The organism is Providencia sp. PROV255 (genome assembly GCF_028478065.1).
In the GTDB taxonomy this organism is placed as follows: domain Bacteria; phylum Pseudomonadota; class Gammaproteobacteria; order Enterobacterales; family Enterobacteriaceae; genus Providencia; species Providencia rettgeri.
The window spans coordinates 303,223-329,762 of the sequence record NZ_JAMPMI010000003.1; the positions used below are offsets into that span (position 1 = coordinate 303,223).

The 26,540-nt window shown below is 42.6% G+C and carries 29 protein-coding genes; 19 read left to right on the top strand and 10 right to left on the bottom strand.

Annotated elements, in window-relative coordinates:
- The first annotated feature begins 121 nt into the window (after window positions 1-121).
- Together PR725_RS02815 and PR725_RS02820 are read left to right on the top strand one after the other, a co-directional pair.
- On the top strand, window positions 122-565 hold the full coding sequence (locus tag PR725_RS02815) for a hypothetical protein (protein WP_123382204.1): 444 nt from the start codon (window positions 122-124) through the stop codon (window positions 563-565).
- Between the two features lie 124 nt (window positions 566-689).
- The gene (locus PR725_RS02820; protein ID WP_272567507.1) at window positions 690-1,187 is read left to right on the top strand and encodes a hypothetical protein; all 498 of its coding nucleotides are present in this window, start codon (window positions 690-692) and stop codon (window positions 1,185-1,187) included.
- A gap of 60 nt (window positions 1,188-1,247) precedes the next feature.
- Here the strand turns inward: PR725_RS02820 and lptG are convergent, their stop codons facing one another.
- Window positions 1,248-2,324: an LPS export ABC transporter permease LptG gene (lptG, locus tag PR725_RS02825; protein ID WP_004907535.1), complete on the bottom strand. Its 1,077-nt coding sequence runs from the start codon at window positions 2,322-2,324 to the stop codon at window positions 1,248-1,250.
- Complete coding sequence (gene lptF, locus PR725_RS02830) at window positions 2,324-3,421, bottom strand: LPS export ABC transporter permease LptF (RefSeq protein ID WP_004907533.1); 1,098 nt, start codon at window positions 3,419-3,421, stop codon at window positions 2,324-2,326. The genes lptG and lptF overlap by 1 nt, the downstream gene beginning before the upstream one ends.
- Before the next feature lie 339 nt (window positions 3,422-3,760).
- Here lptF and pepA point away from each other — a divergent pair, with 339 nt between their 5' ends.
- From pepA to PR725_RS02850, 4 genes are all read left to right on the top strand, one after another.
- Window positions 3,761-5,272, top strand: a complete 1,512-nt coding sequence (gene pepA / locus PR725_RS02835) for a leucyl aminopeptidase (RefSeq protein WP_004907531.1) — start codon at window positions 3,761-3,763, stop codon at window positions 5,270-5,272.
- 339 nt (window positions 5,273-5,611) lie between these two features.
- Window positions 5,612-6,061, top strand: coding sequence for a DNA polymerase III subunit chi (locus PR725_RS02840; RefSeq protein ID WP_110731595.1), 450 nt, complete (start codon window positions 5,612-5,614; stop codon window positions 6,059-6,061).
- Between the two features lie 37 nt (window positions 6,062-6,098).
- Complete coding sequence (locus tag PR725_RS02845; RefSeq protein WP_196718329.1) at window positions 6,099-8,969, top strand: valine--tRNA ligase; 2,871 nt, start codon at window positions 6,099-6,101, stop codon at window positions 8,967-8,969.
- Between the two features lie 161 nt (window positions 8,970-9,130).
- Window positions 9,131-9,634: a GNAT family N-acetyltransferase gene (locus tag PR725_RS02850; protein WP_110731594.1), complete on the top strand. Its 504-nt coding sequence runs from the start codon at window positions 9,131-9,133 to the stop codon at window positions 9,632-9,634.
- 68 nt (window positions 9,635-9,702) lie between these two features.
- Here the strand turns inward: PR725_RS02850 and rraB are convergent, their stop codons facing one another.
- Window positions 9,703-10,116, bottom strand: a complete 414-nt coding sequence (gene rraB / locus PR725_RS02855) for a ribonuclease E inhibitor RraB (protein WP_004907524.1) — start codon at window positions 10,114-10,116, stop codon at window positions 9,703-9,705.
- A gap of 169 nt (window positions 10,117-10,285) precedes the next feature.
- Here rraB and argF point away from each other — a divergent pair, with 169 nt between their 5' ends.
- Window positions 10,286-11,311 carry an ornithine carbamoyltransferase gene (argF, locus tag PR725_RS02860; protein WP_004907523.1) on the top strand — a complete coding sequence of 342 codons (1,026 nt, stop codon included), beginning with the start codon at window positions 10,286-10,288 and terminating at the stop codon, window positions 11,309-11,311.
- A 45-nt stretch (window positions 11,312-11,356) separates the two neighbouring features.
- Here the strand turns inward: argF and phnX are convergent, their stop codons facing one another.
- Window positions 11,357-12,166, bottom strand: a complete 810-nt coding sequence (phnX, locus tag PR725_RS02865) for a phosphonoacetaldehyde hydrolase (protein ID WP_004907521.1) — start codon at window positions 12,164-12,166, stop codon at window positions 11,357-11,359.
- A 9-nt stretch (window positions 12,167-12,175) separates the two neighbouring features.
- Window positions 12,176-13,279 carry a 2-aminoethylphosphonate--pyruvate transaminase gene (gene phnW, locus PR725_RS02870; RefSeq protein WP_004907520.1) on the bottom strand — a complete coding sequence of 368 codons (1,104 nt, stop codon included), beginning with the start codon at window positions 13,277-13,279 and terminating at the stop codon, window positions 12,176-12,178.
- A gap of 138 nt (window positions 13,280-13,417) precedes the next feature.
- On the opposite strand from phnW, the gene phnR reads away from it, so the two are divergent.
- From phnR to phnV, 5 genes are all read left to right on the top strand, one after another.
- Window positions 13,418-14,137, top strand: a complete 720-nt coding sequence (phnR, locus tag PR725_RS02875) for a phosphonate utilization transcriptional regulator PhnR (RefSeq protein ID WP_109912108.1) — start codon at window positions 13,418-13,420, stop codon at window positions 14,135-14,137.
- A gap of 127 nt (window positions 14,138-14,264) precedes the next feature.
- Entirely contained in the window at window positions 14,265-15,278 is a 1,014-nt protein-coding gene (locus PR725_RS02880) for a 2-aminoethylphosphonate ABC transporter substrate-binding protein (RefSeq protein WP_272567515.1), read from the top strand.
- A gap of 6 nt (window positions 15,279-15,284) precedes the next feature.
- The gene (gene phnT, locus PR725_RS02885) at window positions 15,285-16,394 is read left to right on the top strand and encodes a 2-aminoethylphosphonate ABC transport system ATP-binding subunit PhnT (protein WP_109912109.1); all 1,110 of its coding nucleotides are present in this window, start codon (window positions 15,285-15,287) and stop codon (window positions 16,392-16,394) included.
- A 1-nt stretch (window position 16,395) separates the two neighbouring features.
- Window positions 16,396-17,256, top strand: coding sequence for a 2-aminoethylphosphonate ABC transporter permease subunit (gene phnU, locus PR725_RS02890; RefSeq protein WP_272567517.1), 861 nt, complete (start codon window positions 16,396-16,398; stop codon window positions 17,254-17,256).
- A gap of 2 nt (window positions 17,257-17,258) precedes the next feature.
- Window positions 17,259-18,056 (top strand): 2-aminoethylphosphonate ABC transport system, membrane component PhnV, encoded by a 798-nt coding sequence (gene phnV, locus PR725_RS02895; RefSeq protein ID WP_004907512.1) that lies wholly within the window; start codon window positions 17,259-17,261, stop codon window positions 18,054-18,056.
- A 61-nt stretch (window positions 18,057-18,117) separates the two neighbouring features.
- Here the strand turns inward: phnV and PR725_RS02900 are convergent, their stop codons facing one another.
- Window positions 18,118-18,474 carry a hypothetical protein gene (locus PR725_RS02900; protein ID WP_036958764.1) on the bottom strand — a complete coding sequence of 119 codons (357 nt, stop codon included), beginning with the start codon at window positions 18,472-18,474 and terminating at the stop codon, window positions 18,118-18,120.
- 276 nt (window positions 18,475-18,750) lie between these two features.
- Here PR725_RS02900 and PR725_RS02905 point away from each other — a divergent pair, with 276 nt between their 5' ends.
- From PR725_RS02905 to nrdG, 6 genes are all read left to right on the top strand, one after another.
- Window positions 18,751-18,882: a hypothetical protein gene (locus PR725_RS02905; protein ID WP_255456629.1), complete on the top strand. Its 132-nt coding sequence runs from the start codon at window positions 18,751-18,753 to the stop codon at window positions 18,880-18,882.
- 34 nt (window positions 18,883-18,916) lie between these two features.
- Entirely contained in the window at window positions 18,917-19,852 is a 936-nt protein-coding gene (gene pyrB / locus PR725_RS02910) for an aspartate carbamoyltransferase (protein WP_004907510.1), read from the top strand.
- A 13-nt stretch (window positions 19,853-19,865) separates the two neighbouring features.
- Window positions 19,866-20,330 carry an aspartate carbamoyltransferase regulatory subunit gene (pyrI, locus tag PR725_RS02915; RefSeq protein ID WP_004907509.1) on the top strand — a complete coding sequence of 155 codons (465 nt, stop codon included), beginning with the start codon at window positions 19,866-19,868 and terminating at the stop codon, window positions 20,328-20,330.
- 162 nt (window positions 20,331-20,492) lie between these two features.
- A complete protein-coding gene (gene ridA / locus PR725_RS02920; protein ID WP_004907508.1) occupies window positions 20,493-20,879 on the top strand; it encodes a 2-iminobutanoate/2-iminopropanoate deaminase in 387 nt (128 codons plus the stop codon).
- A gap of 430 nt (window positions 20,880-21,309) precedes the next feature.
- Entirely contained in the window at window positions 21,310-23,448 is a 2,139-nt protein-coding gene (gene nrdD / locus PR725_RS02925) for an anaerobic ribonucleoside-triphosphate reductase (protein WP_109912112.1), read from the top strand.
- Window positions 23,449-23,452: 4 nt separating this feature from the next.
- Window positions 23,453-23,917 (top strand): anaerobic ribonucleoside-triphosphate reductase-activating protein, encoded by a 465-nt coding sequence (gene nrdG, locus PR725_RS02930; RefSeq protein WP_004907505.1) that lies wholly within the window; start codon window positions 23,453-23,455, stop codon window positions 23,915-23,917.
- Here nrdG and PR725_RS02935 read toward each other — a convergent pair.
- Both PR725_RS02935 and PR725_RS02940 read right to left on the bottom strand, forming a co-directional pair.
- Window positions 23,914-24,351, bottom strand: a complete 438-nt coding sequence (locus tag PR725_RS02935) for a YhbP family protein (RefSeq protein ID WP_109912171.1) — start codon at window positions 24,349-24,351, stop codon at window positions 23,914-23,916. The two genes, nrdG and PR725_RS02935, sit on opposite strands and share 4 nt — an antisense overlap.
- Before the next feature lie 306 nt (window positions 24,352-24,657).
- The gene (locus PR725_RS02940) at window positions 24,658-24,909 is read right to left on the bottom strand and encodes a DUF1471 domain-containing protein (RefSeq protein ID WP_004907501.1); all 252 of its coding nucleotides are present in this window, start codon (window positions 24,907-24,909) and stop codon (window positions 24,658-24,660) included.
- A 270-nt stretch (window positions 24,910-25,179) separates the two neighbouring features.
- Between PR725_RS02940 and PR725_RS02945 the strand changes: the two genes are divergently transcribed.
- Window positions 25,180-25,518: a GIY-YIG nuclease family protein gene (locus PR725_RS02945; protein ID WP_004907500.1), complete on the top strand. Its 339-nt coding sequence runs from the start codon at window positions 25,180-25,182 to the stop codon at window positions 25,516-25,518.
- Here the strand turns inward: PR725_RS02945 and PR725_RS02950 are convergent.
- Both PR725_RS02950 and ubiT read right to left on the bottom strand, forming a co-directional pair.
- Window positions 25,491-25,994 (bottom strand): GNAT family N-acetyltransferase, encoded by a 504-nt coding sequence (locus PR725_RS02950; RefSeq protein ID WP_209101674.1) that lies wholly within the window; start codon window positions 25,992-25,994, stop codon window positions 25,491-25,493. The genes PR725_RS02945 and PR725_RS02950 overlap by 28 nt on opposite strands.
- Window positions 25,988-26,512, bottom strand: coding sequence for a ubiquinone anaerobic biosynthesis accessory factor UbiT (gene ubiT, locus PR725_RS02955; RefSeq protein WP_004907497.1), 525 nt, complete (start codon window positions 26,510-26,512; stop codon window positions 25,988-25,990). The genes PR725_RS02950 and ubiT overlap by 7 nt, the downstream gene beginning before the upstream one ends.
- Between the last annotated feature and the right edge of the window lie 28 nt (window positions 26,513-26,540).

Sequence of the window (26,540 nt, forward strand, 5' to 3'; positions counted from 1 at the left end):
ATTGCGACAACAGCCTGATAAATTCAGGCTGTTTTTGATAATTTTACTATCCATTTTTAAAATCAATTCATTCAGATTACCGATAATCTTTTAGCCTTCCATTAACACATGCGGAGCTAAAATGAGAACAAAAAACCACGCGATAACATCAAGTTGTCAGGCTACACAATACCCCAAAATTAGCCAATTTGAATTGATAGAAGTTTTAAATAGTATTAAAGACCATTGTACTAAAAAACCAGAGTATGTAGAAAATAGGTCTATTGCTATTCAATATCCCTACAAGTATTTCGAAGGCTCAGAATTACAAGCTATCAAAGCTTGCCGACAAGAAGAAAGACGAATATATCGGGAAAAGTGCCAAGCTGCTTTTAAATTTAAACGACAAAATAGTATGAAAGGTGGAATTTTTTCACTTGCTCAGCAATTAGCAAACCGGAGTCGCCAAAATATTTTAGCTATTGATGACCAAAGTAATATCCCAGGTGCCAGAAAAAAGTTATTTCAACCGCAAACAAGGATAGTAGCCTTTATCAGTGCATTAGGTTATGCAATAGCTGGTTAATAATAACAGTACTAATCCGCTATTATTCAAGCTATTTCTTAAGTTTATTATCGTTTTATGCAATGCTATAAGCTAATTCAAGGCTAATCTTAATCCCTCTTCTACTTTGTGAATAGGAATTAAAATGCGTATTTCTCCATTTTTTTTGCATCATATAACACGGCCCTGTACCATTAAGCAGGGCAAAGTTTCTGAGTTAGCTCTCCAACTTAGAGGAATCTATAACCACCAAAACATATTCCCTGCTCCGCAAAAACCGACATCAGTAGAAATCGGTCTTGAATCACTCAATTCTCATCCCTTAAAAAACAATCAAAAGAAATTAGAACAAACACCTGAATATAAAAAACTTGTCAGAGAAGCACGAAAAGAAGCACAAACTGCATTCACAAAGCAAGAATGGAAAAAAGCTTATCTTGTTCGACAATCATATACGGCGAATGGCGGTATTTTTTCTTATGCTCAACAGTTAGCTAATAAAAGTCGATTTAATGTTGTTGGGATCAAAGGCGAATATATCAGTACATCTGCAGATAATAGACGACAACAAGCTTTATTCCGTCCTCAAAACAAACTATTAAGAATTATCAGCAAATTAGGGAATTTATTACTCAGTAAATGACGAGAAAAGAAAAAGGCTGTGATACCCAAAGATACACAGCCTTTAATGACCTATAAAACGTTATTTTCGTTTTACTAATAGTACGATACTAACAATTAAAAATAGTAAGCTCGGCAAAATTGCTGCAACAATGGGTGGCACCGAATAAACTAGGCTCCAATTACCAAACCCTTGGTTAAGCACGTAAAACAAGAACCCACCCACAATACCTGAAATAACGCGAACTCCCATAGGAACGGTACGTAGCGGCCCAAAGATAAATGAAACTGCCATTAACATCATGACGGCTGCGGATAATGGCGCCAGTATTTTTTTCCACATACTGAGCTCATAAACCGCGGCAACTTGGCCACTTTCTTTTAAGTACGAGACATATTGATATAGGCCACGGATGGAAAGCGAGTCAGCATTCAGTGAAACTATTCCTAATTTTTCTGGGGTGAGATTGGTTTTCCAATCAACCGTTAATCGCTGTGAACCTGTAATTTTTTTCTCACTACTTAGAATTGACTCGTCCACTTGAGATAATACCCAAAGCTGATTTGTCGAGTCATACTCGCCATTCGCAGCAAACATCACTGACTTCAATTTACGTTGGTCATCAAAACGATACACCGACACATCTTGAATCGATGTCGCATTATTAATCCGCTGAATATGGATAAAATCGTTGGCATCTTTTGCCCACATACCTTCATCTGTCACAACTAATGAATTACCCACGATTTTTTCTGCGCGATAATTTCTTGCCCACTGCTCTCCCGCTGGTGCGATCCACTCACCGATAAACATGGCGACAATGACCAATGGAACCGCCGTTTTCATCACCGATAATGCGATTTGCAAGCGAGTAAAACCAGAAGCTTGCATAACGACTAGCTCACTACGTGAGGCCAGTGCCCCTAACCCCATGAGCGCACCTAACAACGCCGCCATTGGAAAGAAAATATCAATATCTTTTGGAACAGTTAATAAGGTGAATACACCTGCACTCAATGCCGTATAGTCGCCATCACCCACTTTGCGAAGCTGCTCGACAAATTTAATGATCCCAGCTAGGGAAACGAGCAAAAATAGCGTCACTAAAATCGAATTTAAGATGGTTCGACCGATATACCTATCTAAAACACCAAACATCAGGCAACCCCTTTACTCAATTTAAGACGCATACGGCGCATTGGGACGGTATTCCACGCATTTAGGACTATCGCTAATACCAAATACCCCACATTCACCGCCCACATGGTATACCTTGGGTCAAGGTCGCCCTTATCAGCACTGTTACGCAATGTACTTTGTAATAAAAAGAAAATGAGGTACAGCAACATTGCAGGAAGCATACTGAGTACCCGCCCCTGACGTGGGTTAACCTCGCTTAATGGCACAACCATCAAAGCCATGACGACAACGGAGAAAACAATGGTTAAACGCCAATGAAACTCAGCGTTCACCTCAGGCGTATTTTCAGACCACAGTTGCAGCATATTTTTTTGCTCGACTCTGTCACTACGCGTTTCTGCAGTTTGGTGATCAACAATGGCTTGGTAATTAACAAAGTCAGTTATGCGAAAATCACGCAGTAACGCGGTTCCTTCATAACGAGTACCCTCATTTAAAACAACGACTTGTCGACCATCAGGATCTTCTTTCATATAGCCGCTATCAGCAACCACAACAGAAGGCCGTTGTTCATTAGCGGCGCGTAGTTGTGCAAGAAATACATTCTTGAAGTTGTTACCTTTTACATCACCAATGTACAGCACATAGTTGCCATCTTTAGTGGTTTTAAATTGCCCTTCGACCATTGCAGCTAACCCGGGATTGGCTTTCGCATCAGCCAATACCTGCTCTTGATATTGAGATGACCACGGCAACATCCACGTAATATTAGCAATCGCGACCATAGCGGTAATGACTGCAAGGACTAACGCAGCTTTCACTAAAACACTTTTACCTAAACCGCAGGCATGCATTACCGTGATTTCACTTTCAGTATAAAGTTTACTGTAGGTCATCAAAAGCCCAAGAAATAGGCTCAAAGGTAAGATAAGCTGAGCCATTTCAGGCACACCTAACCCCAGCAAAGGAAGTACTAAGTTTGAAGGAATATTGCCCTGAACCGCAGCGCCAAGAATATCTATCGACTTCTGACTAAAAAAGATTAGCATCAATACAAAAAGTATGGCTAACTGACTTTTCAGGGTTTCCCGTACCAAATATCTAATAATGATCACGCTTATTACGCCTGTGAAAACTTGTCTTTTGGGAAGAAAATGGCTAAGTTCGTTCGATGTCTGCCATTTACTAACATATACTCTAGTTTATTGTATGGCTAGAATGATATAAAAGCATTATCTATACTGATTGAAATATCAGAACATGCTTAATATTCGAGAAACCAGATATACCCGCCATACTTCATGGTGTATCGCGATTAACAGCATACAATGTGAGCTATTTCGCGTATAGATGGTTAGTTTAACATAAAGAGTTCATTCTCTATGAGGTAGATCATGCGAAACGCTAATTTTAGCGGGAGCATCGGCCTTTGTCTTTAAGATTCAGGAGAACGCATGGAGTTTAGTGTAAAAAGTGGTAGCCCGGAAAAACAGCGCAGCGCATGCATTGTTGTCGGAGTCTTTGAACCACGCCGTCTGTCCCCAATTGCTGAACAGCTGGACAAAATAAGTGACGGATATATCAGCGCCCTGCTGCGCCGCGGCGAACTTGAGGGTAAAGTGGGGCAATCCCTGCTACTCCATCATGTACCCAACGTTCTGTCTGAACGCATTCTACTTATCGGTTGTGGTAAAGAACGCGAATTAGATGAGCGCCAATTTAAACAAATTATTCAGAAAACAATCAGCACACTGAATGAAACTGGCTCAATGGAAGCCGTCTGTTTCTTAACTGAATTACACGTCAAAGGTCGTAATAATTACTGGAAAGTGCGCCAAGCCGTCGAAACAGCCAAAGAGTCGCTGTATGTATTTGATCAACTGAAAAGTAATAAGACAGAGCATCGCCGTCCGCTACGCAAACTGGTTTTCAACGTGCCAACTCGCCGTGAATTAACTAGTGGTGAACGTGCTATTTCCCACGGCTTAGCGATTGCTTCAGGTGTTAAAGCGGCGAAAGATTTAAGCAATATGCCGCCAAACATCTGTAATGCAGGTTATTTAGCATCTCAAGCTCGTCAATTAGCTGATATTTCAGACAGTAAACTCACCACTCGAGTGATTGGTGAGGAGCAAATGAAAGAACTTGGAATGAATGCCTATCTAGCGGTCGGTCAAGGTTCACAAAATGAATCGCTAATGTCCATCATGGAATATAAAGGCAGTCCAGACCCAGAAAGCAAACCTATCGTTTTACTTGGTAAAGGCCTAACCTTTGACTCCGGCGGTATTTCAATTAAACCATCCGAAGGCATGGATGAAATGAAATACGATATGTGCGGTGCTGCAAGTGTATATGGCGTCATGCGCTTTATCACTGAATTGCAATTGCCAATTAATGTGATTGGGGTTCTTGCTGGCTGTGAAAACATGCCTGGTGGCCGTGCTTATCGCCCAGGTGATATCCTTACTACCATGTCTGGGCAAACCGTTGAAGTCCTCAATACCGATGCCGAAGGCCGTTTAGTTCTGTGTGATGCACTCACCTATGTTGAGCGTTTTGAGCCAGAGCTGGTTATCGATATAGCCACTTTAACAGGGGCTTGTGTGATTGCATTAGGTAGCCATTACACTGGGTTGATGTCAAACCATAATCCACTGGCTCACGAGCTATTAAATGCTTCTGAGCAAGCAGGCGACCGTGCATGGCGTTTACCATTAGCAGATGAATATTTTGACCAAATCACACCAAATTTTGCTGATTTAGCCAATACCGGTGGACGTCCAGCGGGTGCTATCACCGCAGGTTGTTTCTTGTCTCGCTTTGCGACGAAATATAACTGGGCACACCTTGATATCGCAGGAACTGCTTGGCGTTCAGGTGCAGCGAAAGGGGCCACTGGCCGCCCTGTTTCCATGCTAGCGCAGTTCTTGTTGAACCGTGCAGGCCTTAATGGTGATGAATAACCCGATTTAGCATTTTAGCTGTACATCACTCGTAAAAATATCCCGATGAGCACTTATGCGATTCGGGATATTATTTTTGGCTTTTCGATACACATAGAAGCCATTTTGAGGCAGCAATAAAAAAGGTTATAATTCAACATAGAAATAATTTTGAGCTATGCCACCAAAAAACTTAACCAACACCCCTACAAATTGAAGGATGGCAATTTACGCTATACCCTAAATAATTCAGTTTGTAGGTAGGCGGCAAGCAATTGAGGCCTTGGGAGCATACAAGAGTATGTGACTAAGGCGAAAGCGCGTAGCCAACACCCCTACAAATTGAAGTATGACGGGTATATGAAAAAAGGTACATTTTACCAACTAGAACAGACATCACCACATTCTGAACTTGAAGCCCATGAATGGTTAGCTTGTGAGCTTGCCGCTCAGATGTGGCGCAGTGGAAAGCGTGTTTTGGTTGCTTGCGAAACACAGCTACAAGCAGAAAAGATTGATGAGGCCCTTTGGCAGCGTGATCCACACCAGTTTGTCCCGCATAATTTGGCAGGGGAAGGCCCGCGTTATGGTGCACCGATTGAAATTTGCTGGCCGGCCAAAAGAGGCACAACACCTCGCGATATACTGATTAATTTACAAAATCAGTTCGCAGATTTTGCCACGGCTTTCCATGAAGTGATAGACTTCGTACCTATTGATGAAACTTTAAAACAGTTGGCGCGTGAACGGTATAAAACGTACCGTAGCGTCGGCTTCAATTTGACTATGGCGACGCCGCCAACTTACTGAATACAAAAAGATAATGGAAAAGAAACCAGATAGCCCAATGAATGAGCCCTCGCTCGATAAAACATATAACCCCGCAGAGATTGAGCAGTCACTGTATGCTCACTGGGAGAAAAGCGGTTATTTTAAACCTAATGGGGATACCACCCAAGACAGCTTCTGTGTCGTCATTCCGCCACCGAACGTCACTGGTAGCCTGCACATGGGGCATGCCTTCCAGCAAACTATCATGGATACCATGATCCGCTACCAGCGTATGCAAGGTAAAAATACCTTATGGCAAACGGGAACAGACCATGCGGGTATTGCAACTCAGATGGTCGTTGAGCGAAAAATTGCAGCCGAAGAAGGTAAAAACCGTCACGACTACGGCCGCGATGCGTTCATTGACAAAATCTGGGAATGGAAAGCGGAATCTGGCGGTACAATTTCACAACAAATGCGCCGTTTAGGCGACTCTGTTGATTGGGATCGCGAGCGTTTTACCATGGATGAAGGCTTATCTAAAGCTGTTAAAGAAGCATTCGTTCGTCTCTATAAAGAAAACTTAATTTATCGTGGCAAACGCTTAGTCAACTGGGACCCGAAACTGCACACGGCAATTTCTGACTTAGAAGTTGAAAACCGTGAAGTTAAAGGTTCTATGTGGCACCTGCGCTACCCACTGGCTGACGGTGCAAAAACCGCTGAAGGCAAAGACTACTTAGTGGTCGCGACCACTCGTCCTGAAACCATGCTAGGGGACACTGGTGTTGCAGTTAACCCTGAAGATCCACGCTATAAAGATTTAATTGGCAAAGAAATTATTCTGCCAATCGTTAACCGCCGTATCCCAATTGTGGGTGATGAACACGCCGACATGGAAAAAGGCACTGGTTGCGTGAAAATCACGCCAGCTCATGACTTTAATGACTATGAAGTCGGTAAACGCCATCAGTTAACGATGATTAACATGATGGACTTAGACGGTAACGTTCGTAACGAAGCAGAGGTTTTCGATACCAACGGTAACCCATCTACGGCTTATAGTTGCGAAATGCCAGAAGCGTATCGTGGGATGGAACGTTTCGCGGCTCGTAAAGCTATCGTGGCAGAGTTCGAACAACTTGGCCTGCTGGTTGAAGTAAAACCGCATGACTTAACAGTGCCTTACGGTGACCGTGGTGGCGTGGTTATTGAACCTATGCTGACCGACCAATGGTACGTGCGCACCGAGCCTTTAGCTCGTGATGCTATCAAGGCTGTTGAAGATGGCCGTATTCAGTTCGTTCCTCGTCAGTACGAAAACATGTATTTCTCTTGGATGCGTGATATTCAAGACTGGTGTATTTCTCGCCAACTTTGGTGGGGTCACCGCATTCCTGCATGGTATGACGAAAAAGGCAATGTCTATGTGGGTCGTGATGAAGACGAAGTCCGTCGTGAAAACAACTTAGGTGCAGATATCGCTCTGCGTCAAGATGATGACGTACTGGATACGTGGTTCTCTTCCGGTCTGTGGACATTCTCGACTCTCGGCTGGCCAGAAAATACCGATGCACTGAAAACCTTCCATCCAACAGATGTATTGGTCAGTGGCTTCGATATTATTTTCTTCTGGATCGCCCGTATGATCATGATGACCATGCATTTCATCAAAGATGAAAACGGTGAACCACAAGTACCATTTAAAACCGTTTACATGACAGGCTTGATCCGTGATGAAGAAGGCCAAAAAATGTCAAAATCCAAAGGGAACGTTATTGACCCACTGGATATGATTGACGGTATTTCTTTAGAAGACTTACTTGAAAAACGCACTGGCAACATGATGCAGCCGCAATTGGCTGAAAAAATTGCTAAACGTACTCGTAAAGAATATCCAGAAGGCATTGAAGCCCACGGTACTGACGCCCTACGCTTTACTTTAGCCGCATTAGCTTCAACAGGTCGTGACATCAACTGGGATATGAAACGTCTATCCGGTTACCGTAACTTCTGTAATAAATTATGGAATGCGAGCCGCTTCGTATTGATGAATACCGAAGGCCAAGATTGCGGCCAAAACGGCGGTGAAATGAGCTTCTCATTGGCTGACCGCTGGATCATGGCGCAATTTAATCAGACTGTAAAAGCTTACCGTGAAGCGTTAGATACTCACCGTTACGATATCGCAGCGGGTATTTTGTATGATTTCACATGGAATGAATTCTGTGACTGGTACTTAGAGCTGTCTAAACCTGCAGTTCATAAAGGTAATGAAGCGCAAGTTCGTGCAGCGCGTTTCACCCTGATCGAAGTGCTGGAAGGCTTATTGCGCCTTGCTCACCCAATCATTCCATTTATCACTGAGACTATCTGGCAACGAGTGAAAGTCGTTAAAGGTATTGACGCTGATACCATTATGTTGCAAGCGTTCCCTGAGTTCGATGCCGCTAAAGTCGATGAACTTGCGCTGAGTGACCTTGAGTGGATCAAAGAAGCGATTATTGCCGTTCGTAACATTCGTGCAGAAATGAATATTTCACCAGGTAAACCGCTCGATGTGATGCTGCGTGGTGCTTCTGCTGATGCAAAACGCCGTATCGAAGAAAACCAAAGCTTTATCAAATCAATGGCGCGTTTAGAAAGCATCCGCGTGCTATCTGAAGGCGAAGAAGCACCGGTTTCTGTCACCAAACTGGTTGGCGGTGCTGAGTTACTGATCCCAATGGCGGGTCTGGTTGATAAAGACGCGGAACTGGCTCGTTTAGATAAAGAGCTGGAAAAAGTGGTGAAAGAAATCGAAACCATTGAAAACAAACTGGCAAACGAAGGTTTTGTGAGCCGTGCGCCTGCTGCCGTTGTTGAAAAAGAGCGTGAACGCTTAACTGCCAATATTGAAGCAAAAGCTAAAATTGAAGCACAAAAAGTGACGATTGCCTCTTTGTAATCATTAAGCTTTAAGTATCTGTCCCTGACTCGTCGTTGATGAGTCAGGGCTTTTTTGTATTAGGGCATTGAAAATATTAAAAATGTGCCAATATCATACATATTGCGACTACCAATGCCGCAATGAAAAATATAATTAATACAAATAAAAGAGATGTTCCCATGACAACAGACACAAACCAAACCGTTAAAGTTCGTTTAATTCAACCTCAAGACAACCCTGGGATCGCCGCCGTTATTCGCGAAGTTTCCGCTGAACATGGCTTAACTGCGGACAAAGGCTTTGCCGTTGCTGACCCTATTTTAGATACCTTATTTGAGGTGTATAGCAAACCGCGCAGTGCTTACTGGGTAGTTGAAATGGATGGCAAAATTGTTGGCGGTGGCGGTGTTTCACAAGTTGCTGGTGGTGATAGCGAAACAGCAGAATTACAGAAAATGTATTTATCTTCAGTACTACGCGGCAAAGGCTTAGCGAAGCAAATCGTACTGATGTCTCTGGAGTTTGCTAAACAGCAAGGTTACACCCGTTGCTACCTAGAAACAACCAAAGAGCTCCAAGCGGCTATTAAGTTATATGAAAAATTAGGGTTTGAATTTATTGATGAACCGTTAGGAAATACGGGTCATAGTGACTGTGAAATTCGCATGTTAAAGGCATTATAATTCTACGCTAAACGAAAAAGGATAGTTTTTAGCTATCCTTTTATGCAGTTGCATGATGCGACTAATAATTAATGAACGCGATCTTCAGGGTCGATATCGTCACCGTCTTCGTCGTCATATTCTGCGTCTGGGTCTTCAAAATACGTGCCCCAACCATCATAGTTGATGCCCATTTTCTCAGCCAGTTTCATTAATTGTTCAACTTGTGCGTCAATCAGCTCTGCATTTAAAGCACTTTCACTGATCACATCGCAGCACATCAGGGTTTCACCCGTTTCAATTTCGAGTTCTTCCGCATCTGTGACTTCATAGCCTAGTTTAAAAGCTTCAACAGCCGCTTTTTCTAACAGTGCAAAGTTGTCAGCAGAGAAATGATGCTCAATCGCATACAGTGCATCAGGATCGCTGCCATCTTCCAATAATTCTTCGATAATTAAGCGAGTTTCTTCGTACTGCGCATCCAATTCAGCTTTATCTACCATATCCACACCCCTTTTATTTCTTTGTCGCTCGTCTTTCTTTGCGCCATTCTCCCATACGGTTGACAGTGAAACCATATATTTAAAGATAATTTCTTTTGCGTTGGGGGTTGATTTTGAATTTTTATGAATATAAATTGAATATTAATTCAAAACAAAAAGGCTACCAATTATGAACCCCCTATATAATAAACCTTTTCTAAGGTTACTTGATTTTACTTCTAGCGAAATTCATTCACTTTTAAAACTCTCTTCTTGGCTAAAATCAGAAAAAAAAGCCGGTACAGAACAGCCCCTCCTTTCAGGTAAAAACTTTGCGCTTATTTTTGAAAAAGATTCAACGCGGACACGCTGTGCATTTGAAGTTGGTGCATTTGACCAAGGCGCTAGAGTCACTTATTTAGGGCCTTCTGGTAGCCAAATCGGCCACAAAGAAACCATGAAAGATACCGCTCGAGTATTGGGCAGGATGTATGACGGCATTCAATACCGTGGGTTCGCTCAAAGTACAGTAGAACTCTTAGCCGCGCACTCGGGAGTGCCTGTATGGAATGGACTAACTAACGAATTCCATCCCACACAGTTATTAGCCGACCTGCTAACCATTCAAGAGCACCGACCAAATACACCATTATCTGAAATTAAATTTGCCTATTTAGGTGATGCACGCAATAACATGGGGAATTCGATGCTAGAAGCTGCTGCGCTTACAGGTTTAGATTTACGCCTTGTTGCGCCGAAAAGCTGCTGGCCAGAAGAAGAATTAGTGAATACTTGCCAAGCACTGGCTCAAAAAACGGGTGCGAAAATCACACTCACGGAAGATGTCGCCGAAGGTGTTAAAGATGCCGATTTTATCTATACCGACGTGTGGGTATCGATGGGAGAAGCCAAAGAAGTATGGGCACAGCGCATTAATTTATTAAAACCATACCAAGTGAATATGGATGTGATTAAGCTCACTGGCAACCCGAATGTTAAGTTCTTACACTGCTTACCTGCATTCCATAATGAAGACACCACATTGGGAGCGCAACTTGCTAAAGAATTCAATATGTTTGGTGGGTTAGAAGTCACGGAAGAAGTCTTTGAATCTCCTTACAGTATTGTCTTTGATCAAGCAGAAAACCGTTTACATACCATCAAAGCGGTAATGGTGGCGACATTAGCGCCAGAACTTCCTATTAATGTTTTTTAAATTCCTACCCTCAACTCAACAAAATGAGTTGAGGGTAACCTATCATTATGGACGTTCACCTTTCGCCAAACGCTGATTGATACAATCAATAACCGATGGCAAATCCGCTAACGTATCAATCACATAATGAGCACCAGCAGCATACAATTTCTCGGCGGCTTGTTGTTTTAACGAGTTAACCGTATCTACAGTCATCTCTTGATACTCTTCCCATGTTTTACCAAACTCATTACCCGAGATAGACAAACCAACACTCCACATCCCGGCATTACGTCCTTCTTCAATACCAGGAACAGCATCATCCACTTTAATACAAGCTGATACGGAGCCGATACCTAACTTAATCACGTTCTGAAGTGCCATCCAAGGCCCCGGTCGCCCACCCGCGGGAATATCATCGCTCGCGACCCAGTAGTCAGGTTGATAGCCCAACACCTTTGCTGCTGGAACTAACTTCTCCATCACGGCACGAGGGTAACCTGAACAAGAACCAATTTTAATGTTTTGGCTGCGTAATGTAGCAATTGTGTCGACAACTCCAGCGATTGGCGCAGCAAAGTCAACCACTTTAGCAATTTGCAATGGCATAAAGGCCGCATAGATTTTATCGATATCCTCACTACTCATTGAGCGGCCAAACTTCGCGTTCCATAAAGCGTCTACCTCAGGCAATTTACCCAGTGCTTCAATATGCTGCCATTTTCCTAGCCCCATAGGAATGCGCGCTTGAGCCAGTGTGATATCCATATCGAACACAGATTTAAATGCTTCAATGAAAATCTGAGTAGGCGCAAAAGAACCAAAATCAACAGTGGTACCCGCCCAATCAAGAATAACAGCTTCAATACGGTTCATTTCTTTCCCTTATTTTTCCCAGTAAATGGCTTTTTCTATTGCTACCAACAAGGCATCAATGTCTTTTTCATAAACTTCACCAATGTTTCCAATGCGGAAACAATCACTTTGCGAGACCTTGCCCGGATAAATGACAAAGCCTTGTGATTTTAAATTTTGATAAAATTGCTTGAATTGGTAATCAGGCGAATTTGGTGAGTAAAATGCGGTGATAATCGGCGAATGGAGACCATCTTCTAACAATGTGGTAAAACCCAATTGACGCATACCAACCACCAGCTTATGTTGATTTTGTCGATAACGTTGAAAACGCGCGGCTACGCCACCTTCTTGAGCTAACTCTTTAAGTGCTTGGGCAAATGCTAATACCGTATGGGTTGGAGACGTAAAACGCCATTTACCATGGAAATCTTCCATACAGCGCCACTGCGCATACAAATCTAGCGATAATGAACGGGAACGCCCTTTACAGACTTCAAGTGCATCAGCACGAGCAATGACAAAAGCAAACCCCGGAACTCCCTGAATACACTTATTTGCCGAACTAATGAGAAAATCAATGTTAAGCTCAGCAATATCCATGGGAATTCCGCCAAAACTGCTCATTGCATCCACGATATAACATTTTTGATACTGTTTCGCTAACTTCGCGATTTTCTCTATCGGGTTTAAAATCCCAGTCGTGGTTTCACAATGTACCATCGCAATATGAGTGATTTGGTTATCTTGTTGTAATAACTGCTCGACCCGTTGCAGATCAGGCAAAGCCACTTCACCACAATCATAAACACAATGGGCAACACCTAAGCCTTGGGCCATTTGTGCCATTCGAGCACCATAGGCGCCATTACTGATAATCAAAACTTTCTCTTTATCGCCGATAGCACTACCTAAAACAGCTTCAACCGCATAGCTTCCACTTCCTTGAAGTAGTACCGATGAATACCCTGCGTTGGCCGTTGCCAGTGCCACTAATTGTTGGCGAATATGTTGTACAACGCCTAAATTGTAATCATCATCCCATGTGCAGCTATCAAACAACATGGCTTCTTTCACCGTTTTAGATGTCGTGAGCGGTCCCGGTGTTAATAGCAAATAATTATTGTTTGTCATTCAATTCACCTTTGGTCTATACCAGATTGCTATTATAATGGTCGTAGGCGACTCAAAAGGTCAAAGGAAAAGTGTGCGTGAAACAAAAAATTCATATAACTATGTATAATATGATTGAAACAATGATAGGAAATAACCATGAAATTATCAGCGGATGAAACCCCACAATACTTGCTTATCAAAGCCCAACTACAGGAAAGGATTCAAAATGGTTCGTTAAAATGTGGGGATAAACTCCCCTCTGAACGCGAACTTTGCGCCATTTTCAATACTACTCGCGTCACTATTCGCGAAAGTTTGGCGCAGTTAGAATCCAGTGGAGTCATTTACCGCTCTGAACGCCGCGGTTGGTTTGTCACACCTGAGCGCCTCTGGTTAGATCCAACCCAAAATACCAATTTCCATAAACTTTGCCTTGAACAAGGTCGCCAACCGAAGACAGTCTTACTGAATGGAAAAGTCATTCCCGTTCCTCTCGAAGCGATGACTCCCTTAAAACTTCAATCGTTTGAACAAATTTATTTACTCACCCGCCTACGTTTTGCTGATGACAGACCTGTTTGTTACTGTGAAAACCATTGCTTACCTGCTCGCGTTCCTGAGCTGCTACGTTACGATCTCAATGGCAGCCTAACGGAGGTATACGAAGCCCATTTCAATTTAATTTATACCAGCATGCATTTGTCTTTTTACCCAACAGCAATGCCGGCGCAAGCAGCACAAGCACTGGGGGTTACCGTTGGTCGCCCAGCCCTATTGTTGCAGCGCTTAAACTATGACCAACATGGCCGAATTTTAGATTATGATGTTGAGTACTGGCGTCATGATAGCTTGCGCATCGAAGTCGATACTTTGTGATTATTTCTGCCTATAGAAAATAATTTTAGCTATTTATCTGCATTTCATCTTTCTGTCATATAAACCCGTTAGCGTAAAAAACATCTGGTATATACCAGAATACATTTTACCTTAACAGGAGAAAACCATGAAACGCACCTACTTAGCTGGCCTATTAATGGCAACCCTTTGCTCTACCTCTGTTTTTGCTGCTGATGTTGTGACTGTTTACTCCGCTGATGGGCTTCACGATGGCAACAACAGTTGGTATAAAAATCAGTTCGAAGCATTTACCAAACAAACCGGTATCAAAGTACAGTATGTCGAAAGTGGTTCAGGGGCGATAGTTGAAAGGCTCGCTAAAGAGCGTACCAATCCACAAGCCGATGTGCTGATTACTGTTCCTCCCTTTATTCAACGTGCCGCAAAAAACCAGTTATTAGCTGAATTTACGCCAGAAAATGCAGCAAATATTCCTAATTCCAATCACTATTACACACCGTTAGTCAATAATTACCTGACCTTTATCTATAACGCTAAACTGCTTAAGTCTCCTCCTGAAAATTGGGACTCCCTACTCGATTCTCGCTTTAATAATAAACTGCAATATTCAACACCGGGACAAGCAGGGGACGGCACCGCAGTGATGTTACAAGTTTTCCACAGTTTTAATGGCAAAGATGCAGGGTTTGATTACCTCGGTAAATTGCAGGCTAATAACGTTGGCCCATCGGCCTCCACAGGTAAACTCACCGCACTTGTCAATAAAGGGGAACTGTATGTCGCTAATGGCGACTTACAAATGAATTTATCTCAAATGGCACGTAACCCGAATGTCCAAATTTTCTGGCCAAAAGATGCCAATGGGGAACGTAGTGCACTGGTTTTACCTTATGTTATCGGCTTAGTTAACAACGCCCCTGAAACAGAAAACGGCAAAAAGCTGATTAATTTCCTTTTAGATAAACCCTCACAAAGCCTAGTCAGTGAGCTTTCATGGGGAATGCCTGTTCGTTCAGATATCACACCATCTGATAAGCAATACCACACTGCTGTCCAAATGTTAGACGGTGTGAAAACCTGGCAGCCTAATTGGAATGAAGTTGAAGTTTCCCTATCCGATGATATTTCACGTTGGCAAAAAGTCACTGATGGTGAGTAACTTGTGATGTTGATGAAACGAAAAGCCACTACTGCAATGCAGCAAAACGAGCACTCAGGGATCAAACTCGAGTCTTTGCGGGTGTCCTACCACAACAATGTGGTATTGAAACCCTTGGATCTCACTATCGACCCCGGTGAAATACTCGTCTTAATCGGCCCTTCAGGATCGGGGAAAACCACGGTATTACGTGCTATTGCCGGGTTTGCTCAACCTGATAGCGGGCGCATCTTATTAGGTGATATGGATATCACCCACCTTCCCCCCTACCAACGTGGACTTGGTATGGTTGTACAAAACTACGCATTATTTCCCCACATGAAAGTGGAAGAAAATGTGGCATTTGGCTTACGAGCTCAAAAACAACCTAAAGCACTCATTAATGAGCGAGTCGTTGAAGCCCTTAAAATCGTCGGAATGACGGATTACGCAACCCGCTACCCTCACCAACTTTCAGGAGGTCAGCAACAGCGAGTGGCGATTGCTAGAGCGATTGCCGTAAGGCCTCGTGTTCTGTTACTCGACGAACCACTTTCCGCGCTAGATGCGCAAATTCGCCATAATATGGTTGAAGAAATCGCCCGGTTACACCGTGAACTACCTGATTTAACCATTCTTTATGTGACCCATGACCAAACGGAAGCTCTCGCGCTTGGTGATAAAATTGGCATTATGAAAGATGGCTATTTAGTCGCACATGGTGAGAAAAATGCCTTATATCACTGCCCCCCCAACCGTTTTGCAGCTGAGTTTTTAGGCCGAGCCAATATTCTTGCCGCGACAGCACTTGGCTTTTCAACAACTCCCGGAAAAGTAAATGTCAGTTGTGGTGGAACATTGCTGGAAGCTCATACATTAGGTATGCGAGCTGGCACCCACAAATGGGTGTGTATCCGCCCACAACACATTACGCTAGTACAAAACGCCAATACCACCAATCAATTACAAGTCACATTAACGTCTATTCGTTGGCAGGGGGATTTAACGCATTTAATTTGTGATGTTGCGGGTGAAACCGTGAGTGTTGCCATCACCCATTTGGCCTCACCGCCTAAAATCGGCGATAAACTCACCTTATGGTTTTCACCAGTAGATACCGTTTTAATTGAGGAATAACATGTCACATATTAGCGTGCCAAAAGGTTCATCAATAACAATAAAGCCCATTTATTGGATATTACCGCCATTACTGGTGTTAGCTACGCTGTTTTTTTATCCCTTATTGTTGATAGCGCAACAAGCACTACAAAATGAGGCGGGAAAATGGGGGGTAGACGCATTTTGGCAACTTATTGAGTCAAAGCGCTTTATTAATGGGTTATGGAACACACTCTACATCGCCATTTTGGCCACTTTAGGTTGCCTTGTGATAGGTAGTATCTTATCACTGATCTTAGTGTTTATTCCTTTCCCGGGAAGTCGTTTTATCACGCAAGTGATTGATACTTTTATTGCTCTACCGACCTTTTTGATTACACTCGCTTTTACCTTCATTTATGGTTCTGCAGGGCTACTCAATGGCACCTTGATGGCATTGTTTGATTTCGAATTGCCGCCCGTTGAGTTCCTTTATTCAATTCATGGCGTGATCTTAGCAGAAATTACCGTTTTTACCCCTTTGGTGATGCGTCCCCTTATGGCGGCACTGCGCCAAATCGACAAGAGCCAATTAGAAGCCGCCAGTATTTTAGGCGCACATCCTGCACGGGTTATCGCGCAAGTTATTTTCCCAGCAGCACTTCCCGCTCTATTAGCAGGGGGTAGCCTGTGCCTGCTGTTAACCACCAATGAATTTGGCATCGTACTGTTTATCGGGGCGAAAGGCGTCAATACCTTACCGATGATGGTCTATAGCAAGGCAATATTAGAGTCAGATTATGCCGTAGCATGCATGATTGCCTTAATTAACATCTTGCTTTCACTCGGGTTATTTTTTCTCTACAGAATGGCAACCACTCGTCTTGGTGTAAGGAATTAATTATGTTGATTTGGTCTAAAAAAGGACGAGTTACTGCTACTATCATTGCCATCAGCTTATTTAGTTTATTGTTTTTACTGCCTTTAGTGATGATTTTAATGTCGAGTTTCAGCCGCCAATGGAATGGCATTTTGCCTTCAGGCTTTACTTTTGAACATTTTGTTAACGCATTTAGTGGGCCAGCTTGGGACGCCATGTTATCCAGCCTAGTGGTTGGTTTTAGTGCCAGTCTATTTGCGCTGTTTTGTGGGCTTTGGGCTGCGTTAGCATTAAGAAGACACAGTGGGAAAATACAAAAGTGGCTGAGTATTGCATTTTACCTCCCCAGTGCCATTCCTTCTGTTTCTATCGGGCTTGGGATCCTTGTGGCATTCAGCCAAGGCTATTTACAGATGAACGGCACCTTTTGGATTGTATTTAGTGCCCATTTTGTGTTGATTTCGGCTTTTACTTTTAGCAATGTTTCCACTGGCTTAGCACGTATTTCTCCCGATATAGAAAACGTAGCTTTTAGCTTAGGCGCTTCCCCTTGGTATCGTTTATGCCATGTGACCTTACCACTCTTGATGCCATGGATGATTTCAGCACTGGCATTAAGCCTCTCACTGTCTTTAGGGGAACTTGGCGCCACGATGATGTTATATCCCCCCGGCTGGGCGACATTACCTGTTTCAATTTTCAGTTTAACCGATAGAGGCAATATTGCAGATGGTTCGGCACTAACGATTGTATTAGTTTCGATTACATTATTACTAATGATGAAATTAGAGAAAGTAGCGAAAAGACTTGGGCAAAAATAAACGTTGTCATGCTAAATAGCCAAGTAAACTGCGCCTACTGGGCTATTTAGCTGCTTGTATGCTATTCCCACATATACTTATCTTTTTTTGTCCAGCCTTTAGACACCATGCATTCCAAGTAATAATTATTACGGGTGTCTTCATTGACATCAATCACATAGCTTTCCATAACTGGTGTTTGTTCTTTATAAGTTTTGTCTTTGCCACAATCATCATCTTTTTTGCATTTTTTTTCGACATAAGACATAACAGAGCGCTGCGCAACTTCATTTTTGATTGGGTACAAATGAAGGGCTTCAGGTTTACAAACTGCATTCGCCTCAGCTTGAGTGAATTTTGAACCGCCGGAAACAGGTACCCAAACAGATGAACAGCCAGAGAGAAGGAATGCCAATAGAATAAAAAGTCGTGATTTCATAATGAGCATATTTAATTAAAAAGAAAAATTATCTTACTCGCACATAAAATAAGTGTAAATAAATGTACTGTATATTCAATCATGTGATTTAATTTTGGTTTAAAAAACACCAATACTCAGCGCATTCCCTATTGAGAGATACTATTTCTCCCATTTTTCAGTTAGTTCAAATATTCACCAAAACGCAAAAATAAAAAAAATGTATTTTTCTTTATGCAAACGCTTGCGTCATGGAATCAGATGCGTATAATGCGCCACAATTTGCCGGGAGAAACCATGAACGTTGCTGCTCTATTTTTTACAGAGAACACCTCCACTGCACTGCCTTCTGGCGGTCTGGACAGCCTGTTTTTCCCCTTCTTATTTATAAAAAAGCCCCTCAATGAGGGGCTTTTTTTTGGCCTATAGACCTAATATGTCTTGCTGACACAGGAGAACAACAATGCCGAACCCTTTATACCACCGCGATATCATCTCGATTAATGATTTAGACCGTTCAGATCTTGAATTAGTACTTAACGTCGCTGCTTCATTAAAAAAGCAGCCACAACCCGAGTTCCTAAAACATAAAGTTATCGCAAGCTGTTTCTTTGAGGCCTCGACACGCACGCGCTTGTCATTTGAAACAGCTATCCACCGTTTAGGCGCTTCTGTTGTTGGCTTTTCTGACAGCACCAACACCTCCCTCGGTAAAAAAGGGGAAACATTGGCCGATACTATCTCTGTTATCAGCCAATATGTGGATGCTATCGTCATGCGCCATCCGCAAGAAGGTGCCGCTCGCCTCGCTAGCCAGTTTGCAGGCCATATTCCTGTCATTAATGCAGGCGATGGCTCGAACCAGCATCCGACGCAAACATTACTCGACTTGTTTACTATCCAAGAAACGCAAGGCCGTTTAGAGAACCTACAAATTGCCATGGTTGGTGACTTAAAATATGGTAGAACCGTGCATTCTCTTACACAAGCACTGTCTAAATTTGAAGGTAATCACTTCTACTTTATTGCTCCCGAAGCGCTTTCAATGCCAAACCATATTCTGCACATCTTAGAAGAAAAAGGCGCAACCTACAGCCTGCACAATAACATTGATGAAGTGATGCCAGAACTCGACATTCTGTATATGACTCGCGTACAAAAAGAGCGTCTCGACCCTTCTGAATACGCGAATGTGAAAGCCCAATTTATTTTAAGTGCCGCTGACCTGCATTGTGCAAAACCGAATTTAAAAGTCTTACATCCATTACCTCGAGTTGATGAAATCGCGGTTGATGTAGATAGCACCCCATATGCTTATTATTTTCAACAAGCAGGCAATGGGATTTATGCAAGGCAAGCATTGCTATCACTGGTTTTAAATAAAGAATTGGCTATCTGAGGAGGAAATCATCATGACACACGACCATAAATTACAAGTTGAAGCAATCAGCCACGGTACAGTGATTGACCACATTCCTGCTCAAATTGGCTTCAAATTACTCAAACTGTTCAAACTGACCAAAACGGATGAGCGCATCACCATTGGTTTAAATTTACCTTCAAGCAACTTAGGCAAGAAAGATATTATCAAAATTGAAAATACCTTTTTAACTCCTGAGCAAGCTAACCAATTAGCTATGTATGCCCCTGAAGCCACTGTGAATCGCATTGAAGATTACCAAGTGGTCGAAAAGCTTGAACTCACACTGCCTCAGTATATCGACAATGTGTTAATTTGCCCAAATAGCAACTGTATTAGCCATAATGAGCCCGTATCAAGCAGTTTCCGAGTGAAAAAAATCGGCAAAGAAGTCGCACTGACGTGTAAATTCTGCGAAAAAGAGTTCGATAGAGACGCTGTGATCAATAACCAGTAGGTTGTTTTTGCGTAGACTCCGGTGTTGTCTAGGTGCAATCCATGTTTATAATAGCGCCTAATACCCCATAAAGTTATACTCAAAGTCACACCAAGCCACAAACACTGCTGTGGCTTGCCACATGATGAGTATTTTCTCTTTACGTGATGAAACGGAGTAGTTATGTCATACGAAATCAATACAGAAAACGCACCAGCAGCGATCGGTCCTTACGTTCAAGGCGTAGATTTGGGTAGTATGGTTATCACATCAGGTCAAATCCCTGTTGACCCTAAAACCGGTGAAGTGCCTGAAGATATCGCAGCACAAACTCGCCAATCACTGGCTAACGTAAAAGCAATTTTAGAAAAAGCTGGCTTAAGTGCGGCTAATATCGTGAAAACAACGGTATTTGTAAAAGATTTAAATGACTTCGCGACAGTGAATGCCACCTATGAAGAGTTTTTCAAGCAACATAATGCACCATTCCCAGCTCGCTCTTGTGTTGAAGTTGCTCGTCTGCCAAAAGACGTAAAAATTGAAATCGAAGCAATCGCAGTACGTAAATAACGATTAGTTCGAGCCAAACACCCCATGCTTTGAGTGGGGTGTCTTTATTTTTCCCGCTGATTTTGTCACCCCAAACGTATTACCGTCCTCATAAAACTTCCCGATTGTACACTATAACTCTACTTTTCCCGTTTTCCGCTGATGGAAATTCGATTACACACACTTTATTTGCATGATTAAAATGAATCCTAGTAACTGAAAAGATTTATTTCCTCTGCGCTTTTGATCTTCATACAAATTATTTTTTTCTTTGTTTTAAATCAAATGTTAGCGATCTAAATAAAAGCAATATCCCACATATTGTGCTTTAATTACACCAATTGACACAACATATAGTATTTATTCACATTTTATCCACAGATTAGTACCCGTGATAAACATGGCGAATAGCTGAAGTCGTATTGTGGATAACTTAACAAGGAGAATGCCCGTGGGAACGGTTGTTATTAAAAGAGATGGTTGTCAGGTCGGTTTTGACCTTCCACGAATTCAGGAAGCCGTTAAACGCGCAGCGGCTGCTGTGAATGTTAAGGATGACGATTATTGTCTTCAGGTTGCTTCTGTCGTCACAGAACAACTTTGCAGCCGTGACCGAGTGGATATCGCTGACATTCAAGATGCGGTTGAAGACCAACTAATGGCCGGGCCTTATAAAGACTTAGCTCGTGCTTATATTGAATATCGCCACGATAGAGACAGCGAACGTGAAAAACGCAGCCAATTGACTCATGACATTCGTGGGCTAATCGAACAAAGTAACGTCTCTTTACTCAATGAAAATGCCAATAAAGACAGTAAAGTGATCCCGACACAACGCGATTTACTCGCGGGTATTGTCGCTAAACACTATGCAAAACAGCATATTTTACCAAGAGATGTCGTTATCGCACACGAACGCGGTGAAATTCACTATCATGACCTCGACTATGCTCCCTTCTTTCCAATGTTTAACTGTATGTTAATTGACCTTGAAGGCATGTTAACCAACGGGTTTAAAATGGGAAATGCCGAAATAGAGCCGCCAAAGTCTATTTCAACCGCAACAGCCGTTACCGCACAAATTATTGCCCAAGTTGCAAGCCATATTTATGGGGGCACAACCATTAACCGTATTGACGAAATTTTAGCGCCATATGTGGCAATTAGCTTCGAAAAACACCTAAACGTCGCCAAAGAATGGGGAATTGCAGACGCAGAGGGTTATGCACACAGCCGCACCGATAAAGAGTGTTACGACGCCTTTCAATCTTTAGAGTATGAAGTTAATACACTTCACACTGCGAATGGCCAAACCCCATTTGTCACCTTTGGTTTTGGCCTTGGAACCTCTAAAGAAGCACGATTAATTCAGCAATCTATTCTGAAAAACCGCATTGCGGGCCTTGGCAAAAATCGTAAAACGGCGGTTTTCCCTAAGCTCGTATTCGCAATTAAAGATGGCCTAAACCATAAATTGGGTGACCCTAATTACGACATAAAACAACTCGCTTTAGAGTGTGCCAGTAAGCGCATGTACCCCGATATTCTTAACTACGACCGTGTCGTTGATGTTACTGGATCATTTAAAACGCCGATGGGCTGCCGCAGTTTCCTGGGGATCTATGAAGAAAATGGGCAACAAATTCACGATGGGCGCAACAATTTAGGCGTTATTAGCCTCAATTTGCCTCGTATTGCTATCGAAGCACAGGGCAGCGAAGATGCGTTTTGGGCATTACTGGATGAACGTTTAGCCATTGCCAAAAAAGCCTTAATGACTCGCATTGCCCGTTTAGAAACCGTAAAAGCGCGTGTTGCCCCAATTTTGTATATGGAAGGCGCCTGCGGAGTTCGCTTAAAAGCGGATGACAACGTTGCTGAGATCTTCAAAAATGGTCGCGCGTCCATTTCGTTAGGTTACATTGGGTTGCATGAAACCATCAATGCACTTTTTGGCACACAGACCCATGTCTATGATGACGAAAAATTACGTGAAAAAGCCGTCGAAATTGTCAACCACTTACGCCAAGCCACTGATGAATGGAAAGCCCAAACAGGCTATGGTTTCAGTTTATACAGCACACCAAGTGAAAACCTATGTGACCGCTTCTGCCGTCTCGATACCGCTGAATTTGGTGTGATACCAGGTGTTACCGACAAAGGTTACTATACAAACAGCTTCCATCTAGATGTTGAAAAACAGGTGAATCCTTACGATAAAATTGATTTTGAAGCGCCTTACCCTGCACTCGCGAATGGCGGTTTTATCTGTTATGGCGAATATCCAAACTTACAACATAATGTTAGAGCCTTAGAAGACGTGTGGGACTACAGCTATCAACATGTGCCTTATTATGGTACTAACACACCCATTGATGAGTGTTATGAATGCGGTTTTTCCGGTGAGTTTTCCTGCACCAGCAAAGGCTTTACCTGCCCTGCTTGTGGTAACCATGATACTAACCGAGTTTCGGTTATCCGCCGTGTGTGTGGCTATTTAGGCAGCCCAGATGCAAGACCATTTAATGCAGGTAAACAAGAAGAAGTAAAACGCCGTATTAAGCATTTAGGTAACGGTCAAATAGGTTAATACTATGAATTATCACCAATATTATCCTGTTGATGTCGTCAATGGCCCCGGAACTCGCTGTACACTGTTTGTGGCAGGGTGTGTTCATCAATGCCGTGGTTGTTACAATCAAAGTACATGGCGAGTTGATTCAGGTGTGCCATTCACCCAAGAAATGGAAGATCAAATTATCCAAGATTTGCAAGACACGCGTATTCGTCGACAGGGTTTGTCCCTGTCGGGCGGAGACCCGCTACACCCAGCCAACTTGCCTGCGGTGCTCAAGTTGGTTAAACGCGTAAAAGCCGTTTGCCCAGATAAGGATATTTGGTTATGGACAGGATACATATTGAGTGATTTGACGCTTGAACAACAAAAAGTGGTGAGTTTAGTTAATACCGTAATTGACGGTAAATTTGAACAGGATTTACATGACCCACGCTTAATTTGGCGCGGTAGCTCCAATCAAGTGATCCACAAATTGCGTTAAATTTGGCATTCCCAATGTAGTTTGGTACCAAAACCTAATTTGTTATCGACCATTTTGACATTCCGCAAGTGAAGCTGCCAAACAGGCAGTTTCGCTACTAATGCCACAGGGAAACGACGACAGTAAAAACCGCGGGCAAGCCGTTCTTCCTCACCTTCTAATATTTTAATTTCACCTGTAAATTGAATACCTTGTATTGCATTAACGGCTTTGGTTTGCGCTGATATTGTGCCAGCCACTTGCGGGTTAGCCACCATCAATTGCCCATGCCTTGAATTCGCGTCTGTCATTAAAACCAGGCACATCGTTTTCGCATCAAATGCATAGTAACAACTGGCAGGCCAGATATCATTGTTATGGTGAGTAAAAAGAGAGAAAACGTGTTGGCGGGCAATATAGCGCTGGATGTGCTTTAAAGTTTGTTCAGGCGTCATAGCGGTTTCCATGTAAACCCGTTCAGAACAAGCTTTTGGGGGATTCCCCTTAAGCTTGCTTAAACCGTTCTGAACGTAGGCATAAAATTCGCTATTACTATACTCTAACTAGCTGAAATATTAACCTAAATATTTTTAGGCCTATACGCCAACTAAATTCGAGTCTTTACTCTAAATAATTCGAGTTGTAGCTAGGCGGCAAGTGAACGAGGCGCTAGGAGCATACATAAGTATGTGACTAGTGCGAATGAACGCGGCCAACAACGCTACGGCTCGAAGTATGACAAGTAAATATGATGAATAGGGTTATTTATAGATAGCCGCGGTACCATTCATTGAGTTTTCACCACCAGCAGAAATCACACGGAATGAAGTTGCACCAGCTTCATCAGCTTTTTTGGCTAATTGTGCGGTCAGGTCATTGACACTCACTGCACCTGTTACTGAGACATAACCCGCAGCTGGCTGACTAGTATGTTGAACTTCTTCAGCAGCCATTGAACCGAATGATGCAGCACCTAAAGCTAAAGCAGCAGCAAATAATGTTGATTTTTTCATTGTATATTCCTTCTTGTAAACTTGATTTTTAGTTGGGATTTTTACTGTCCCTCTGTGATATGGATCATATTATGCGCTTTAGTTTGAAAAGAAAATTAGCTAATTTTGCTATAGTTATTCAAATAATTTGAATCATAACTTAGATTGAGGTTACAAATTTGTGACAGTTTCATATCATTTTTTATTTAAATTTTAATATGTTATAAATATCTTACTTAACGAATATATTCGTTGTTCACCCAATATTTTTCCCTTATAAATCAGCACAAAATGATAAAAACAACACTAAATAATAGCCAATTAGAACAAAATGACTGGTATCTTTACTTGGTGAGAGAGAAAAATAACGCCTTGTATTGTGGTATCACCACCAATGTGCAACGTCGTTTTGAGCAACATAAAGCAGGAACAGGGGCAAAAGCATTGAAAGGGAAAATGCCACTGACATTAGCATTCTCGTGTTTTATTGGTTCTCGTTCAGCAGCGTCGAAAATAGAATATCAAGTTAAGCAACTGAATAAAAAAACAAAAGAAAGGCTGGTCATAGACCAGCCCGATGACTTAGTTAACTACTTAGCTAACTATAAATTATTGAAGTGTGAAGAGTAAGTCACCAAACCTTGGTGTTCTCCAATTTCACCATTCTCTAAGCCACAAACCAAAAAATGAGCTTGTTGTTCAGGCCATTGGCAGCTTATACCGTGACTTGCAGCGGGTTCAAAACCGAAGCGCGAATAGTAGAGTTCATCCCCCAGTACAACGACTGCACCATAACCAAACTCATTGAGGCTATCTAACCCTTCATAGACCAGTTTTTCTGCAATCCCTTGGCCTTGATGCGCTTTATTTACCGCTAATGGTGCAAGGCCAACCCATTGCACGTCTTCATCGTTAACGTCGACAGGCGTGAAGCCTACATAGCCAATCACTTCACCATCATCATTTGTTGCCACAACCCCGAGAGTTAGCAAACCATCCTCACGTAAATGTTGAACAAGATTAGCTTCTGCTTCAGTTGGAAACGTTTCACGCAATAATTTATCAATACCCATTGCGTCGACAGGGATTTCAACTCGAATTAGCATGAAGTTAACGCAGGCGACTTATGCTCTACGTCCTCACTTTCATGCACGGTTTTAATTACATCAGCCAATTGTAATAAAGCAAAACGCAACGGAGCTGGCATATTTTCGAGTTCAAAAGCATCCATTAAGTTTTTCACATAGAGGCCAAGCTCTGTATCCCCTTCAATCACCAACCTACGTTGGAAAAAGAGCGTATCAGGGTCTTCTTTACGCGCGGCGATCAGTACTAGATCATTCGCATTACCACTCACACTAACATCAGCCTCTGCATGCTGTTTGACGGACAGTTGGCCACCTTGCAAACTGATAAACCAGACTAACGCTAAGTCACGAACTTCAACCTTTAGCCATTTGTCCTCGAGAAAATCAAGTTCCCCTTCTTTCACTGATTCACGAAATTGCCAGCTTAGTAATTGCTCAAGAACTTGGCGCTGCAATGCGAATGGGGTTACTTTTAAAGGCAGTTTCAAAAATGAAGGGCCTTTCGTGATGAGTTGAGAACGAATTTTACCTAACACAGTACTGACTCCCGTAGTAATTGTCTGC

What these genes read in the sequence shown, in the direction of transcription:
- phnW (WP_004907520.1), bottom strand. Translation starts at nt 13,279, where the DNA reads ATGACAAACAATAATTATTTGCTATTAACACCGGGACCGCTCACGACA.
- PR725_RS02845 (WP_196718329.1), top strand. Translation starts at nt 6,099, where the DNA reads ATGAATGAGCCCTCGCTCGATAAAACATATAACCCCGCAGAGATTGAG.
- PR725_RS02950 (WP_209101674.1), bottom strand. Translation starts at nt 25,994, where the DNA reads ATGCTAATTCGAGTTGAAATCCCTGTCGACGCAATGGGTATTGATAAA.
- PR725_RS02820 (WP_272567507.1), top strand. Translation starts at nt 690, where the DNA reads ATGCGTATTTCTCCATTTTTTTTGCATCATATAACACGGCCCTGTACC.
- PR725_RS02905 (WP_255456629.1), top strand. Translation starts at nt 18,751, where the DNA reads ATGAACGTTGCTGCTCTATTTTTTACAGAGAACACCTCCACTGCACTG.
- PR725_RS02935 (WP_109912171.1), bottom strand. Translation starts at nt 24,351, where the DNA reads ATGACGCCTGAACAAACTTTAAAGCACATCCAGCGCTATATTGCCCGC.
- PR725_RS02815 (WP_123382204.1), top strand. Translation starts at nt 122, where the DNA reads ATGAGAACAAAAAACCACGCGATAACATCAAGTTGTCAGGCTACACAA.
- pyrI (WP_004907509.1), top strand. Translation starts at nt 19,866, where the DNA reads ATGACACACGACCATAAATTACAAGTTGAAGCAATCAGCCACGGTACA.
- ridA (WP_004907508.1), top strand. Translation starts at nt 20,493, where the DNA reads ATGTCATACGAAATCAATACAGAAAACGCACCAGCAGCGATCGGTCCT.
- nrdG (WP_004907505.1), top strand. Translation starts at nt 23,453, where the DNA reads ATGAATTATCACCAATATTATCCTGTTGATGTCGTCAATGGCCCCGGA.
- PR725_RS02850 (WP_110731594.1), top strand. Translation starts at nt 9,131, where the DNA reads ATGACAACAGACACAAACCAAACCGTTAAAGTTCGTTTAATTCAACCT.
- pyrB (WP_004907510.1), top strand. Translation starts at nt 18,917, where the DNA reads ATGCCGAACCCTTTATACCACCGCGATATCATCTCGATTAATGATTTA.
- lptG (WP_004907535.1), bottom strand. Translation starts at nt 2,324, where the DNA reads ATGTTTGGTGTTTTAGATAGGTATATCGGTCGAACCATCTTAAATTCG.
- phnX (WP_004907521.1), bottom strand. Translation starts at nt 12,166, where the DNA reads ATGAACCGTATTGAAGCTGTTATTCTTGATTGGGCGGGTACCACTGTT.
- PR725_RS02840 (WP_110731595.1), top strand. Translation starts at nt 5,612, where the DNA reads ATGAAAAAAGGTACATTTTACCAACTAGAACAGACATCACCACATTCT.
- rraB (WP_004907524.1), bottom strand. Translation starts at nt 10,116, where the DNA reads ATGGTAGATAAAGCTGAATTGGATGCGCAGTACGAAGAAACTCGCTTA.
- PR725_RS02880 (WP_272567515.1), top strand. Translation starts at nt 14,265, where the DNA reads ATGAAACGCACCTACTTAGCTGGCCTATTAATGGCAACCCTTTGCTCT.
- PR725_RS02940 (WP_004907501.1), bottom strand. Translation starts at nt 24,909, where the DNA reads ATGAAAAAATCAACATTATTTGCTGCTGCTTTAGCTTTAGGTGCTGCA.
- pepA (WP_004907531.1), top strand. Translation starts at nt 3,761, where the DNA reads ATGGAGTTTAGTGTAAAAAGTGGTAGCCCGGAAAAACAGCGCAGCGCA.
- PR725_RS02945 (WP_004907500.1), top strand. Translation starts at nt 25,180, where the DNA reads ATGATAAAAACAACACTAAATAATAGCCAATTAGAACAAAATGACTGG.
- argF (WP_004907523.1), top strand. Translation starts at nt 10,286, where the DNA reads ATGAACCCCCTATATAATAAACCTTTTCTAAGGTTACTTGATTTTACT.
- phnR (WP_109912108.1), top strand. Translation starts at nt 13,418, where the DNA reads ATGAAATTATCAGCGGATGAAACCCCACAATACTTGCTTATCAAAGCC.
- PR725_RS02900 (WP_036958764.1), bottom strand. Translation starts at nt 18,474, where the DNA reads ATGAAATCACGACTTTTTATTCTATTGGCATTCCTTCTCTCTGGCTGT.
- phnT (WP_109912109.1), top strand. Translation starts at nt 15,285, where the DNA reads ATGTTGATGAAACGAAAAGCCACTACTGCAATGCAGCAAAACGAGCAC.
- phnU (WP_272567517.1), top strand. Translation starts at nt 16,396, where the DNA reads ATGTCACATATTAGCGTGCCAAAAGGTTCATCAATAACAATAAAGCCC.
- phnV (WP_004907512.1), top strand. Translation starts at nt 17,259, where the DNA reads ATGTTGATTTGGTCTAAAAAAGGACGAGTTACTGCTACTATCATTGCC.